We start from the raw sequence: 13854 nt of genomic DNA, 5'->3' as shown, positions 1-13854 counted from the left end.
GCGAGACTTGGGCCATGCGCATTGTGGTTCTGGCAGGCGGCATCGGTGGTGCCCGGTTCCTGCGCGGTCTGAAGCGGGCCGTGCCGGACGCGGACGTCACGGTGATCGGCAACACCGGCGACGACATCCACCTCTTCGGGCTGAAGGTCTGCCCGGACCTCGACACGGTGATGTACACGCTGGGCGGCGGCATCAACGAGGAGCAGGGCTGGGGGCGGACGGACGAGACCTTCCACCTCAAGGAGGAGCTGGCGGCCTACGGGGTCGGCCCGGAGTGGTTCGGGCTCGGCGACCGTGACTTCGCCACGCACATAGTGCGGACGCAGATGCTGGGCGCGGGCTATCCGCTGAGCGCGGTCACCGAGGCGCTCTGCGACCGCTGGAAGCCCGGGGTACGGCTGATCCCGATGACCGACGACCGCGTGGAGACCCATGTGGCCGCGGTGGTCGACGGCGAACGCAAGGCGATCCACTTCCAGGAGTACTGGGTGCGGCTGCGCGCCTCGGTCACGGCCGAGGCGGTCGTGCCGGTCGGCGCCGAGCAGGCCAAGCCGGCGCCGGGCGTGCTGGAGGCCATCGCCGAGGCGGACGTCATCCTCTTCCCGCCGTCCAACCCGGTGGTGTCCATCGGCACCATCCTGGCCGTGCCGGGCATCCGGGAGGCGATCGCGGAGGCCGGCGTGCCCGTGGTCGGCCTGTCCCCCATCGTCGGGGACGCGCCGGTGCGCGGCATGGCCGACAAGGTGCTCGCCGCGGTCGGCGTTGAGTCCACGGCCGCCGCGGTCGCCGAGCACTACGGCTCGGGGCTGCTGGACGGCTGGCTCGTCGACACGGTCGACGCGGGCGTGGTCGGACGCGTGGAGGCGGACGGGATCCGCTGCCGGGCCGTGCCGCTGATGATGACCGACGTCGACGCGGCCGCGCAGATGGCGCGCGAGGCGCTGGCGCTGGCCGAGGAGGTGCGGGGAGCGTGAGCGGTGAGCGCCCGGAGTACCGGGTCTGGGCCCCGTCCGGGATCGGCGAGGTGCAGCCCGGTGACGACCTCGCCAAGCTGATCGCCGCCGCCGAGCCCGGACTCGCCGACGGCGACGTGCTGCTGGTCACGTCCAAGATCGTGTCCAAGGCGGAGGGCCGCGTCGTCCGGGCGGACGACCGCGAGTCCGCGATCGACGCGGAGACCGTGCGGGTGGTGGCCCGGCGCGGCGCCCTGCGCATCGTCGAGAACCGGCAGGGCCTGGTGATGGCCGCCGCCGGGGTCGACGCCTCCAACACCCCTTCGGGCACCGTGCTGCTGCTCCCCGAGGACCCGGACGCGTCCGCGCGCGCGATCCGCGACGGGCTGCGCGACGCGCTCGGCGTGCGGGTCGGCGTCGTCGTCACCGACACCTTCGGCCGGCCCTGGCGCGCGGGCCTCACGGACGTCGCCATCGGCGCCGCCGGGGTGCGCGTCCTGGACGACCTGCGCGGGGGCGCCGACGCGCACGGCAACCCGCTGAGCGCCACCGTCGTCGCCACCGCCGACGAACTGGCCGCGGCGGGCGACCTGGTCAAGGGCAAGGCCGCCGGACTCCCGGTCGCCGTGGTGCGCGGGCTGCCACACGTGGTGGACGGCGCGGACGGCGAGGGAGCGCGGGCGTTGGTGCGTACCGCGCGGGACGACATGTTCCGGCTCGGCACGTCCGAGGCGGTGCGGGAGGCCGTGACCCGGCGCCGTACCGTGCGGGCCTTCACCGACGAGCCCGTGGACCCCGGCTCGGTCCGGCGCGCGGTGGCCGCGGCGGTCACCGCGCCCGCACCCCACCACACCACGCCCTGGCGGTTCGTGCTGCTGGAGTCCGCGGCGTCGCGGACGCGGTTGCTCGACGCGATGCGGGACGCCTGGATCGCCGATCTGCGCCGCGACGGCAAGAGCGAGGAGTCCATCGCCAAGCGGGTCCGGCGCGGGGACGTGCTCCGCAACGCCCCGTACCTGGTCGTGCCCTGCCTCGTCATGGACGGGTCGCACACCTACGGGGACGCCCGGCGGGACGGCGCCGAGCGGGAGATGTTCGTCGTCGCGACGGGCGCGGGCGTGCAGAACCTCCTGGTCGCGCTGGCCGGGGAGCGGCTGGGCTCGGCCTGGGTCTCGTCGACGATGTTCTGCCGGGACGTGGTGCGCGAGGTGCTCGAGCTGCCGGCGGACTGGGACCCCATGGGCGCGGTGGCGGTGGGCCATCCGGCCGAGGAGCCGAAGGCGCGGCCGGAGCGGGACGCGGGGGCGTTCATCGAGGTGCGGTGAGTTCCGTGGGCGGAGTGGCGCCCGGCGCCCCGGGTGACCGCCTAGTCTCGTAGGACACCCCCGGCATCCGAGGAACCCACCAGTGGCAGGACGATTCGCTCCGCGTCCCACGCGTACGACCGTGCGCGGCGGGCACGCCGGTGTGCCCGCCGGCGCCGCCGGGATACCCCGGCAGGCCACGGGGCCCGCACCCGCGCGCGTGCGGCGCTGGGTCCCGGAGGGGCCGCTCGATCTCGGGCTGGTGCTGGGTCCGCTGCGGCGCGGGCCCGGCGACCCGACGTTCCGGACCACACCGGACGGGTCCGTGTGGCGGGCCGCCCGGACACCGGCCGGCCCGGGCACACTGCGGGTGCGCGCGTACGGCGGTGAGGTGCTCGGCGAGGCGTGGGGGCCCGGTGCGCAGTGGCTGCTGGAGCGCCTGCCCCGGCTGCTGGGCGCCGACGACGACCCGGACGCGTTCGTGCCCCGGCACCGGGTGGTGGCGCTGGCACGGCACCGGCGGCCGGGGCTGCGGCTGACGCGGACCGGGCTGGTGCTCGAGTCGCTGATTCCGTCGGTGCTGGAGCAGAAGGTCACCACCGACGAGGCGTACCGGGCGTGGCGGTTGCTGGTGCGGAGGTTCGGGGAGCCGGCGCCCGGGCCCGCGGGAGTGTCCGAGCGACCGATGTGGGTGATGCCCGCGGCGCGGACGTGGGCGCTGATTCCCTCCTGGGAGTGGCACCGGGCCGGCGTCGACGACAAGCGGGCCTCGACGATCCTGCGCGCCGTGCGGGTCGCCGCGCGGCTCGAGCAGGCGGTGGGGATGCCGGCGGCCGAGGCGCGGGCGCGGCTGGAGGTCGTGCCGGGGATCGGGCCGTGGACGTCGGCGGAGGTGGTGCAGCGCAGTCACGGGGCGGCGGATGCGGTGACCGTCGGGGATCTGCATCTGCCGGGGATCGTGGGGTGGGCGCTGGCCCGGAACCGGGACGCCGATGACGCGGAGATGCTGCGGTTGCTGGAGCCGTATGCGGGGCAGCGGCATCGGGCGGCGCGGTTGATTCTGCTGAGTGGGCAGGTGCCGGGGCGGCGGGCGCCGAAGATGCCTCGGGTGGATATCGGGTTGCTGTAGGGCTTTGCTGGGGTGGGCTGGGCTTGGCTGGGCCGGACTGGCTCGCCGGCTGGCCGGCTGAGTGGGCCGGCTGGGGCTGGCGCTCTTCGGCAGGTGCTCGGCCTCTTTGCTGGACTTGGGGGCGTTTCGCTGGCCCGCGCTCGCGGGGTGCCGCTGCGCCCACCCGTGCCGCCCCTAGCGGCACGCATGCCCGCAGCTACGCGGGCCACGGTGCCCATAGCTGCGCGCGCCCCCGTGCCCGTGGCTGGCCGCACCCCGGTCTCTGCCGTCACGCGAGCCCGGTGCCCGTAGCTGCGCGCGCCCCGGCGCCCGTGGCTGGCCGCGCCCCCGTGTCTGCCGTCAGGCAAGCCCGGTCCCCGTAGCCGCGCGCGCCCCGGCGCCCGCCGCGGGCCGGGGCCGGGGGCGGGGCGGGGCGGGGCGGGGTGGGGTGGGGTGGGGTGGGGTGGGGTGGGGTGGGGTGGGAGGTGTCTACTGGTCGGAGGAGAAGCGGAGGGCGGCTGGGGGGATGTGGGCGTCGCACCAGACGCGGACGCCCTCGCGGAGTTCGTTGTCGGGGCCGACCACCGCGCCGTCGCCGACGACCGTGCCGGTGAGGACGGAGCGTTCGCCGATCCGGGCGCGGCTGCCGATGAGGGAGTCGGTGATGACGGCGCCGGGCTCGATGACCGCGCCGGGCAGGATCGTCGAGCCGGAGACCCGGGCGCCGTCCGCGACGAACGCGCCCTCGCCGACCACCGTGCCGCCGGTGAGCTTCGCGTCCGGGGCGACGACGGCCGTGGGCAGGACCAGCCGGTCCCCGCAGCGGCCGGGGACGGCCGGGGACGGGGCGCGGCCGAGCACCAGGTCCGCGGAGCCGCGCACGAAGGCCGCGGGGGTGCCGAGGTCGAGCCAGTACGTCGAGTCCACCATGCCCTGCAGATGGGCCCCGGCGGACAGCAGGTCCGGGAAGGTCTCGCGCTCGACGGAGACCGGCCGGCCCGCCGGGATGGTGTCGATCACGGAGCGGCGGAAGACGTACGCCCCCGCGTTGATCTGGTCGGTGACGATCTCCTCCGGCGTCTGCGGCTTCTCCAGGAAGGCGAGCACGCGGCCGGTCTCGTCGGTCGGGACCAGGCCGTAGGCGCGCGGGTCCGTCACCTTCGTCAGGTGCAGGGACACGTCCGCGCCGGTCGACTCGTGGGTGTCCACCAGGGCCCGGATGTCCAGGCCGGTCAGGATGTCGCCGTTGAAGATCAGGACCGGGTCGTCGGGCCCGGAGCGCAGGCGTGAGGCCACGTTGCGGATGGCGCCGCCCGTGCCGAGGGGCTCCTCCTCGGTGACGTACTCGATGTGCAGGCCCAGCGCGGCGCCGTCGCCGAAGTAGGGCTCGAAGACCTCGGCGAGGTAGCTCGTGGCGAGGACGATGTGCTCCACGCCCGCCGCCCTGGCTCTCGCGAGCTGGTGGGTGAGGAACGGCACTCCGGCCGCCGGGACCATGGGCTTGGGCGTGTGCACCGTGAGCGGACGCAGCCGCGTGCCTTTGCCGCCGACCAGGAGGATCGCTTCTGTCACCTGTCGTCTCTGCTTCCTGCCGGGACCGGCCGAACGTGTCGTTTCGGCCGGTCAGTGTATGCAGGCCGGCAGGTGACGGCTTCCACGGCCGCGCGGTGGGAGGCGGGATCGGGGCCCGGATTCCCCCGCCCGCGTGACCCTCCCGGCGACGGTGAACGCAGCCTGTGGCCTCAGCGGCCCTGGTACTTCGCCGCGCTGGAACGGGCCGAACCGAGCTTGGCGTACAGCCGCTTGCCCGGGCAGTCGGTGGCGAATCCGTCCCTGTGTCCGGAGATCACGTTCAGCCGGACGCTCTTCCCCTTCGGGTAGAGGTTGCCGCCACCCGATGTCAGATACGTCTTGCCGCGTGGATTGACACCGTAGAGGCCGAGTTTCCAGGCGGTGAGCTTGGCGACGGCCTTCACCGCGGCGCTGGACGGCTTGCGGGAGCTGTAGCTGCCGATGACGGCGACGCCCATGCTGTTGCTGTTGAACCCGAGGGTGTGGGCGCCGAGGACGGCCTTGGTCACGCCGCCGGCCCGGCCCTCGTAGATGGTCCCGCACTTGTCGACGAGGAAGTTGTAGCCGATGTCCCGCCAGCCCATGCTCTTGACGTGGTAGCGGTAGACGCCGCGGATCACGGACGGCGCCTGGGCGCAGGAATAGCCGTTGCCCGTGGACGTGTGGTGCACGAAGGCGGCCTTGATCTTCTTGGTGTAGACGAACCCGCGTGCGCGCAGGGACTCGTCCGCGCCCCAGCCCCGGCGCGTCACGATGCCCGGGCGTGGCCCGATGTAGGGCTTGGCCCGGGGCGCGCCGTCGTCGGCGGGGTCCAGGTCGCCGTCGGCCCGCAGGCGGTCCAGTTCCCGTTCGGTGTCGCGCCGGTTCAGCGCCGGGAGGGTGCGGGGGGCGTCCGCCTGCGGTCCCTGCGTTCCCGTCCCGCCGCCGGGGTCGACGAGTTCCAGGCGCAGACCGGACGGCAGGGACGAGCGCGGGTCGCCGCCCCGGCCGCGGCCGGCGGCCGCCCGGTCCGGCACGGAGTCGGCGCGCACCCGTACGTCCACGCCTTTCGAGTCCCCCACCCACAGCGGCGCGGTGGCCCCGCGCACCCGGCCGGAGGCGCGTTCGGCGGAGGCCGGGTCGGCGCCGTGGTCCTCGTTGTGCGTCTCGACGTCCTGCCAGCCGGACCACTTGCCGGACGCGGCCGACCGGGTGCGCACCTGCACCGTGCCGCGCAGCGCGGCGTCCGGGTCGTCCCAGATCACGCCGACGAGCGAGAAGTGCCGTACGTCCGCGCGGTACAGGCCCTGCGCGGGGGTGGTTCCGGGGGTGCGCTCCTGGTCGAGCGGCGCCAGGGGCAGTGACTGGGTGCTGCCCGGGACCGCGGCCCCGGCCGGCCCGACCGCCGCGGCGGGCCGCTCCGCGCGCGGGGCGGCGGCCGCGGTCGGGGCCGCCGGGAGGACGAGGACGGCCGCGCAGGTGACGCCGATCGAGGTGGCGCCTGCCGGGGAGCTGAGGAATCCACGCATGCCCTTGATCCTGAACACGCTCAGCACGGCCCGCCATCGGGGAACTGGGGGTTCCGCCGCGGCCGTTGCGCCGAACCGGTGGCCTCGGCGCTCGGTGCGCGGGGCCGCCCCGGCGTAGTCTTGCGCGGGTGAACGCCACCGATCGCACCCCTGCCGACCTGCTGCGTTCCGCGCTCGCCGCGGACGCCGGACGCCCCCTGGTGACCTTCTACGACGACGCCACGGGCGAGCGCGTGGAACTGTCCGTGGCCACCTTCGCCAATTGGGTGGCCAAGACCGCGAACCTGCTGCAGGGCGACCTGGCCGCCGGCCCCGGCGACCGGGTCGCGCTGCTGCTGCCCGCCCACTGGCAGACGGCGGTGTGGCTGGTCGCCTGCTCGTCGGTGGGAGCGGTCGCCGACATGGCGGGCGACCCGGCCGCCGCCGACGTCGTGGTGAGCGGGCCCGACACCCTGGAGGCGGCGCGGGCCTGCCGCGGCGAGCGGGTCGCGCTGGCGCTGCGGCCGCTCGGCGGGCGGTTCCCGCAGCCGCCGGAGGGTTTCGTCGACTACGCCGTGGAGGCGCCGAGCCAGGGTGACCGGTTCGCGCCGTTCGCCCCCGTGGACCCCGAGGAGCCCGCGCTGATCGTCGCCGGGGCGGAGTACAGCGGGGCCGAGGTGGTCGAGCGGGCGCTGTCCGAGGCGCCGTCGCTGGACCTCACGGGGCCCGGGTCACGGCTGCTGTCGGGGCTGTCGTACGACACGTGGGACGGGCTCAGCGCGGGGCTCTACGCGCCGCTGGCGGTCGGCGGGTCCGTGGTGCTGTGCCGTCACCTGGACCGGCTGGACGGGGAAGGCTTGGCCAAGCGGATCGAGAGCGAACGGGTGACCGCCTCCCGTCACTGAGCCGGCCGGACACCGGCACCGCGCACCGCCACCGAGCCGAGCGCGCACCGGCACCGCGCCCGGTCGCCGAACCGGCCGGACACCGGCACCGCACCCGGTCGCCGAACCAGCCGGACACCGGCACCGCACCCACCGGCCTCCGCGTCCGCGGAGGCCGTGCGGCCGTCACCCGAACGGAGCAGCAAAGGGCGGCTGCCCCGCCCGCTCCCCGCCATCGTCGTAGGAGCAGCACGTGACGCTCGTACGCCATCGGAGGGGTGTGACCGGACGTGCCCGACAGCGCAGGCAAGCCCCTCGGCCCGGGTCTCGGGTGCTCGGCTGGCGGGGAGGGACTGGCGCGGCGGCGCCGGCGGCGCTGGGTGCGGGGCGCGGCGCTCGGGGCGGCCGTGTTCCTGATGGCCTCGGCGGGGATCGGCTGGGTTGTCTACGCCAGGCTCAACGGCAACATCACCGCCGACGAGGCGGCCGCCGCCGAACTCGCCCGCTACGAGCGGGAACGGCCCACCGCGCTGGTGCGGGGCGCGCAGAACATCCTGCTGATCGGCTCCGACACCCGGGCCGGGCAGGGCAACCAGCAGTACGGGCGGGACGTGAGCGGCGAGCGGTCCGACACCACGATCCTGCTGCACCTGGCCGCCGACCGGCGCAGCGCCACCGCCGTCTCGCTGCCGCGGGACCTGATGGTGGACATCCCCGGCTGCCGCAGGGCGGACGGCAGCCGCAGCGAGCCGGTGTTCGCGATCTTCAACCGGGCTTTCGAGGTGGGCGGTTCGGCCTGCACCATCCGCACCGTCGAGAAGCTGACGGACATTCGCGTCGACCATCACATGGTGGTCGACTTCAGCGGGTTCAAGGAGATGGTGGACGCCGTCGACGGGGTACGGGTGTGCCTGCGGCAGCCCATCGACGACAAGGCCGCCAGGCTCAGGCTGCCGGCCGGGAAGGTGACGCTGGACGGGGAGCAGGCGCTCGGCTTCGTACGGGCCCGCGAGTCGCTCGGCAACGGCAGCGACACCGACCGCATCGACCGGCAGCAGCAGTTCCTCGGCGCGCTCGTGAACAAGGTGCAGAGCGACGACGTGCTGCTGAACCCGGTGAAGCTCTACCCGCTGCTGGACGCGGCGACCTCCTCGCTCACCACCGATCCCGCACTGGCGAGCCTGCGCGGCCTGTACCAGTTGGTGCGTGGACTGCGCGACATCCGGACGGAAGACGTCCAGTTCCTGACGGTGCCGCGGAAGTCGTACGTCTACGACGTCAACCGCGACCAACTGGTGGAGCCCGAGGCCGAGAAGCTGTTCGCGCGGCTGCGGGCGGACCAGCCGGTGGCGGTGACGGCCGGTACGGGGCAGGTTTCCGGCGGCAGCGGGCAAGAAACCGGTAAGAACGGCCCCTCGCCCACCCCGACCTTCCGCGGGAACACCGCCGACGAGCACACCTGCGAGTAGGGCGCACGGCCGGGCCGACAAACTTTTGTTCTGAAATATGAGCGGGATTGCCCGGTTGTAGGAACGTGGAATTTGTCACCGTCGTCGCTCGACGCTGAACTGGGCGGATAGTGTGAGCGATCCGGTGCACCAGGCCGCGAGGTCAGTCCTGGGGTCGTGCACTGTTTCACCGAGACCCGAGCGCCTTCGAGGGGAAAGGCGCCGCGTGGCCCCGACGGAGGATTCGGACAACCGTGGACGCGCAAGGCCGTGGGCGGGCGGACAACATCGACCCCGCAGACCAGTGGGTGCTCAATCCGGACACCGGCGAATACGAATTGCGACTGGGCCCTTCCGCTCCGCAGTCGGCGGTCCCCGGTCCCCGCAGACCGGGTCCCCGGAACTCCGGCGGAAGGGGACGGGGCCGGGACGACTCGGCGGCGGGCGGGACGCGCGAGATGCGCCAGGCGCGCGGCGCGGACGTACCGGCTCCGCGCCGGCGCCGTGCCGCCGAACCGGAGCCGGAGCCGCCGCAGGGGCGGCGCAACCGCCGGCCGGTGAAGAAGAAGTCGAGGGCGAAGAAGGTGCTGGCCTGGACCGCGGGCGGTACGGCGTTCGTGCTCGTAGCCGTCGGCACGGCCGGCTACCTGTACCTCAAGCACCTCGAGGGCAACGTCACCACGACGGACACCAGTGCGGCCAAGGACGGCTTCAGCAAGGACGACGCCTTCAACATCCTGATCATCGGCACCGACAAGCGGACCGGCAAGGGCAACGAGGGCTACGGCGACAAGGGCAGCGTCGGCCACGCGGACACCAACATCCTGCTGCACGTCGCCAAGGACCGGACGAACGCCACCGCGCTGAGCATCCCGCGCGACCTGATCGTGGACGTCCCGGACTGCGAGACCAACGAGCCCGACGGCAGCAAGAAGGTCATCGCCGGCACCAGCGACGTCCGGTTCAACACCAGCCTGGGCCAGGACGGCCGGGACCCGGGCTGCACCATGAACACGGTGAAGGCGGTCACCGGGATCACGCCGGACCACTTCATGATGGTCGACTTCAACGCGGTGAAGACGCTGACGACGGCGGTCGGCGGTGTCGACGTGTGCCTCAAGCACGCCGTGAAGGACGCGGACTCGCACCTCGACCTGCCCGCCGGCCCCTCGAAGGTCGAGGGCGAGCAGGCCCTCGCGTTCGTCCGCACCCGGCACAGCTGGGGCAACCAGGGCGACCTGGACCGCATCAAGGTGCAGCAGCAGTTCATGGCCTCGCTGATGCGCAAGATGTCCTCCAGCGACACGCTCACCAGTCCGACCAAGCTGGTGAAGCTCGCGGAGGCCGCCACCAAGGCGCTCACCGTGGACCAGGGCATCGGCTCGGTGAGCACGCTCAAGGACGTGGCACTGGAGCTGAAGAAGGTGCCGCCGAAGAACATCTCGTTCATGACGGTGCCCGTGGTCGACAACCCGGCGGACGGTGTCGTGCACAAGACGGTGATCGTCAACGAGAACAAGGCGCCCGCGGTCTTCGACGCCATCAACAACGACGTCTCCTTCACCGCCGTGAAGAAGAAGGAGAAGGCGGCCAAGGCGGCGGCCAAGGACAAGGCGGCCGCCCGGCTGAAGGGCGAGAAGTCCGACCCCTCCGAGGTGCGGGTGCGGATCCTCAACGGCGGCGCCACGCAGGGCAGCGCCCAGGCCGAGCTCAACTGGCTGCAGAACAACGCGGGCGTGCTCAAGTCGGAGAACGGGGGCAACGCTCCCGCCCAGCTGAGCAGGACCACGCTGGAGTACGCGCCCGACCAGGCGGCGCAGGCACGCCGGCTGGCCGCCGTCATGGGCCTGTCCGGCTCGGCCCTGAAGCCGGGCAAGAGCGTGACCAACGCGCAGGGGCTGCCCGCGATGACGCTGACCCTGGGCAAGGACTTCAAGGGCGCCGGTGTGTCGCTGACCGCTCCGACGAAGGCGCCCGAGGTGGAAGGGCAGCACACGGCGGACAAGGTGGAGTGCGCTTCGTAGTCCGGGCGGTCCGCGTTTCGAGCGGTTCACGGCCGAGCGCCGTTCAGAGGTAACCCAACGGGCCCGTCGTGCGTCTAACCCGACGCGGGACGGGCCCGTTGCATGGCGCAGGTGGGGGTGGCAGGGAGTTGGCGCAAAGCGGTGTGCGGGGTGAGCCGCCCGCGGTCGAGGACACGATGTCACTCGCACCGCGGACGGCGGGCGCCCCGGAGGGGCCCGGACGGCACGGTGGCGGACGTCGCGGCGGCGGCCCGGGGAGGGACCGGCGGCCCCGCCGACGGCGCGTGCTGCGCTGGTCGGCGATCGTGCTGTCCGTGGTGATACTCGGCACCGGGGGCGCCGGCTATCTCTACTACGAGCATCTGAACGGAAACATTCAGAAGGGCCGGCGCAGCGGCGCCGACGACTCCAAGGCGCAGCGGACCCGCCCGAACGCGGCCGGCCAGACCCCGCTGAACATCCTGCTGATCGGCTCCGACAGCCGGAACTCCGACGAGAACGTCAAGCTAGGCGGCAGCAAGGACAACCGGGGCAACCCGCCGCTCGGCGACGTGCAGATGCTCATCCACCTCTCCGCGGACCGCAAGAGCGCCGCGATGGTGAGCATCCCCCGCGACACCCGCGTCGACATCCCCAAGTGCGAGGACCCGAAGACCGGCAGGACGTACCCGGCGACCAACGGCATCATCAACACCTCGCTGGCCCGGGGCGGCGCCGGCTGCACGCTGGCCACCTGGGAGAACCTCACCGGGGTCTACATCGACCACTGGATGACGATCGACTTCGCGGGCGTGGTGCGGATGGCGGACGCCATCGGCGGTGTCGAGGTCTGCGTGAACCAGAACGTCTGGGACCGTCCGACGCCCGATCAGCCCGGCGGCTCGGGGCTGAAGATGAAGGCCGGCCGGAAGAAGATCAAGGGCGTGCAGGCCCTGCAGTGGCTGCGCACCCGGCACGCCTGGGGCAGCGACCTGATGCGGGCCCGCGCCCAGCACATGTACCTGAACTCGATGCTCCGGACGCTGAAGCAGCAGAACATCTTCACCGACACCGGCCGGCTGACGGACCTGGCCGAGGCGGCCACCAAGTCGCTGACCGTGTCGGAGGAGATCGGCACCGTCAAGAAGCTCTACGACCTCGGCATGGAGCTGAAGTCGGTGCCGACCGACCGCATCACGTCGGTGACGATGCCCAACGTCCAGGACCCGGAGAACGGGGAGCACGTGGTGCCGGAGAAGGGCGGCGCCGACAAGGTGTGGCGGATGCTCCGCGAGGACGTGCCCTTCGACAAGAACGGCAAGAGCGACGAGAAGGACAAGAGCGGCAAGAAGTCGGACGCGGCGAAGAAGGGCGGGGCCGAGCCGGCCAGGGATCCCTCGACGGAACCGTCGCGGCTCGGGGTACTGGTGCAGAACGCCACCCGGTCCTCGGCCGAGCCCGCGGTGCAGGGCCGGGCGCGCGCGGTCGCCCAGGTCCTCGTGCGGCACGGGTACGGCATGGCGGACACCGACACCTCGGCGCCGGTCTCGGCGGACGAGACGGTCGTGCGCTACCCGAGTGCCGAACTGGAGGGCGACGCGCAGGCGGTGGCCGAGGCGCTGGGCATCCCGGCGAGCCAGGTGAAGCGGTCGACCGACGTGTCCGGGGTCACCGTCGTGGTGGGCGCGGACTGGCGCACGGGCGCCGCCTACCCGAAGAAGTCGGCCCCCGAGGCCGGTGACCTGCCGAGCAACTCCGACGCCATCAACGGCTCGGACACCTCCAAGTGCATGGACGTGTACAAGCCCTACCAGTGGTAGCGCGGCTGACGACGGAACACGAAGAGGCCCCGCATGCTCACATGCGGGGCCTCTTCGTGTTCCGTCGTCAGCGGGGTTCCAGCACCGCCGGGCGCCGCGAGGCGATGACCCGCTTCGCCAGCGACCTGGGGCTGGTCAGGAAGCCCCAGCCCCACGACATGTGCATGGTCGTCAGGGCCACCGGGATCCGCAGCCGGGCCTTGAGGGGCAGTCCCCTGCCCGCCGGGACCGAGCCGGCGAGTATCGCCGCCAGGTAGCCGCCGGGTATCACCAGGCCCCACGGGGTCAGCGCGACGCCCACCACGAGGCCCGCGGCGATCGCGCACACCGCCGTGGGCGGGGCGAGGTAGCGCAGGTTGATGGAGCCCTCGTGGTACCGGGCCACGACGTGGCGCCAGCGGCCGTAGTCCTTGTACTGCTTGGCGAGCGCCCTCACGCTGGGCCGCGGCCGGTACGACACCCTCAGCTCCGGCGAGAACCAGATCAGGCCGCCCGCCTCGCGGATGCGGAAGTTCAGCTCCCAGTCCTGGGCGCGGATGAACTCCTCGTTGTAGCCGCCCTGCTGCTCCAGGGCCTCGCGGCGGAACACCCCGAGGTAGACCGTCTCGGCGGGGCCCGCCTGGCCGCCGGTGTGGAAGGCCGCGTTGCCGACGCCGATCTTCGAGGTCATCGCGGCGGCGACCGCGTGCTCCCAGTCGTTCTCGCCCTCGGCGTGCATGACACCGCCGACGTTCTGCGCGCCGGTCTCCTCCAGGAGGCGGACGGCGGTGGCGATGTAGTTCGGCGAGAGCATGCCGTGGCCGTCGACGCGGACCACGATCGGATGCCGGGAGGCCTTGATCGCCGCGTTCAGCGCGGCGGGGGTGCGGCCGGTCGGGTTCGGGACGGTGTGCACGCGGGGATGTTCCGCGACCAGCTCGGCGGCGATCTCGTCCGTGCGGTCCGTGGACGGACCGAGGGCGATCACGACCTCCAGCTCGCCGGCGTACTCCTGCGCGAGGATCGCTTGGACGGCCCCGCGCAGATGCCGCTCCTCGTTGAGGACGGGCATGATCACAGACACGGCGGGGTGCCGCACGTCGGGCTTGGTGTTCATAGGGGGCTCACGTTACCGCGAACGGGGGACACCGGTGCGCGCCGCGGGGGCCGATCGGCGGGCTGAGGATCGTATCGGCCTACCGTGCTCACGGATCCCACGTACGGCCGTCGTCCGGAGGTTCCCTTTGCCCAGCCCGCCACGGTCCCCCTCCCCCGCCGCCAAGGGCGTGGGAGAAA

10 protein-coding genes are annotated in these 13854 nt (G+C 73.1%); 7 read left to right on the top strand and 3 right to left on the bottom strand.

Annotated features, from left to right (window positions below; genetic code table 11):
* Positions 1-14 precede the first annotated feature (14 nt).
* The 3 genes from cofD (at position 15) to TNCT1_RS14085 (ending at position 3386) form a co-directional block, all read left to right on the top strand.
* Positions 15-974 (top strand): 2-phospho-L-lactate transferase, encoded by a 960-nt coding sequence (gene cofD / locus TNCT1_RS14095; protein WP_143631429.1) that lies wholly within the window; start codon positions 15-17, stop codon positions 972-974.
* Entirely contained in the window at positions 971-2278 is a 1308-nt protein-coding gene (locus TNCT1_RS14090) for a coenzyme F420-0:L-glutamate ligase (RefSeq protein ID WP_143631426.1), read from the top strand. The genes cofD and TNCT1_RS14090 overlap by 4 nt, the downstream gene beginning before the upstream one ends.
* A gap of 82 nt (positions 2279-2360) precedes the next feature.
* Positions 2361-3386 carry a DNA-3-methyladenine glycosylase gene (locus tag TNCT1_RS14085; protein WP_174266285.1) on the top strand — a complete coding sequence of 342 codons (1026 nt, stop codon included), beginning with the start codon at positions 2361-2363 and terminating at the stop codon, positions 3384-3386.
* A 468-nt stretch (positions 3387-3854) separates the two neighbouring features.
* On the opposite strand, the gene TNCT1_RS14080 is transcribed toward TNCT1_RS14085, so the two are convergent.
* Together TNCT1_RS14080 and TNCT1_RS14075 are read right to left on the bottom strand one after the other, a co-directional pair.
* Positions 3855-4937, bottom strand: coding sequence for an NDP-sugar synthase (locus tag TNCT1_RS14080; RefSeq protein WP_143631423.1), 1083 nt, complete (start codon positions 4935-4937; stop codon positions 3855-3857).
* 170 nt (positions 4938-5107) lie between these two features.
* Positions 5108-6445 (bottom strand): peptidoglycan recognition protein, encoded by a 1338-nt coding sequence (locus TNCT1_RS14075; RefSeq protein ID WP_143631421.1) that lies wholly within the window; start codon positions 6443-6445, stop codon positions 5108-5110.
* A 128-nt stretch (positions 6446-6573) separates the two neighbouring features.
* Here TNCT1_RS14075 and TNCT1_RS14070 point away from each other — a divergent pair, with 128 nt between their 5' ends.
* The 4 genes from TNCT1_RS14070 (at position 6574) to TNCT1_RS14055 (ending at position 12579) form a co-directional block, all read left to right on the top strand.
* Positions 6574-7329: a TIGR03089 family protein gene (locus TNCT1_RS14070; protein WP_143631419.1), complete on the top strand. Its 756-nt coding sequence runs from the start codon at positions 6574-6576 to the stop codon at positions 7327-7329.
* Between the two features lie 269 nt (positions 7330-7598).
* Positions 7599-8777 (top strand): LCP family protein, encoded by a 1179-nt coding sequence (locus tag TNCT1_RS14065; RefSeq protein WP_143631416.1) that lies wholly within the window; start codon positions 7599-7601, stop codon positions 8775-8777.
* 233 nt (positions 8778-9010) lie between these two features.
* Positions 9011-10780 (top strand): LCP family protein, encoded by a 1770-nt coding sequence (locus tag TNCT1_RS14060; protein WP_143631413.1) that lies wholly within the window; start codon positions 9011-9013, stop codon positions 10778-10780.
* Positions 10781-10956: 176 nt separating this feature from the next.
* Positions 10957-12579 carry an LCP family protein gene (locus TNCT1_RS14055; protein WP_143631410.1) on the top strand — a complete coding sequence of 541 codons (1623 nt, stop codon included), beginning with the start codon at positions 10957-10959 and terminating at the stop codon, positions 12577-12579.
* A 67-nt stretch (positions 12580-12646) separates the two neighbouring features.
* Here the strand turns inward: TNCT1_RS14055 and TNCT1_RS14050 are convergent, their stop codons facing one another.
* A complete protein-coding gene (locus TNCT1_RS14050; RefSeq protein WP_143631406.1) occupies positions 12647-13675 on the bottom strand; it encodes a glycosyltransferase family 2 protein in 1029 nt (342 codons plus the stop codon).
* Between the last annotated feature and the right edge of the window lie 179 nt (positions 13676-13854).

This window comes from Streptomyces sp. 1-11 (assembly GCF_007176755.1).
Lineage (GTDB): Bacteria > Actinomycetota > Actinomycetes > Streptomycetales > Streptomycetaceae > Streptomyces.
The sequence above is the reverse complement of the archived record's forward strand: the minus strand, read 5'-3'. Positions and strand labels throughout refer to the sequence as shown.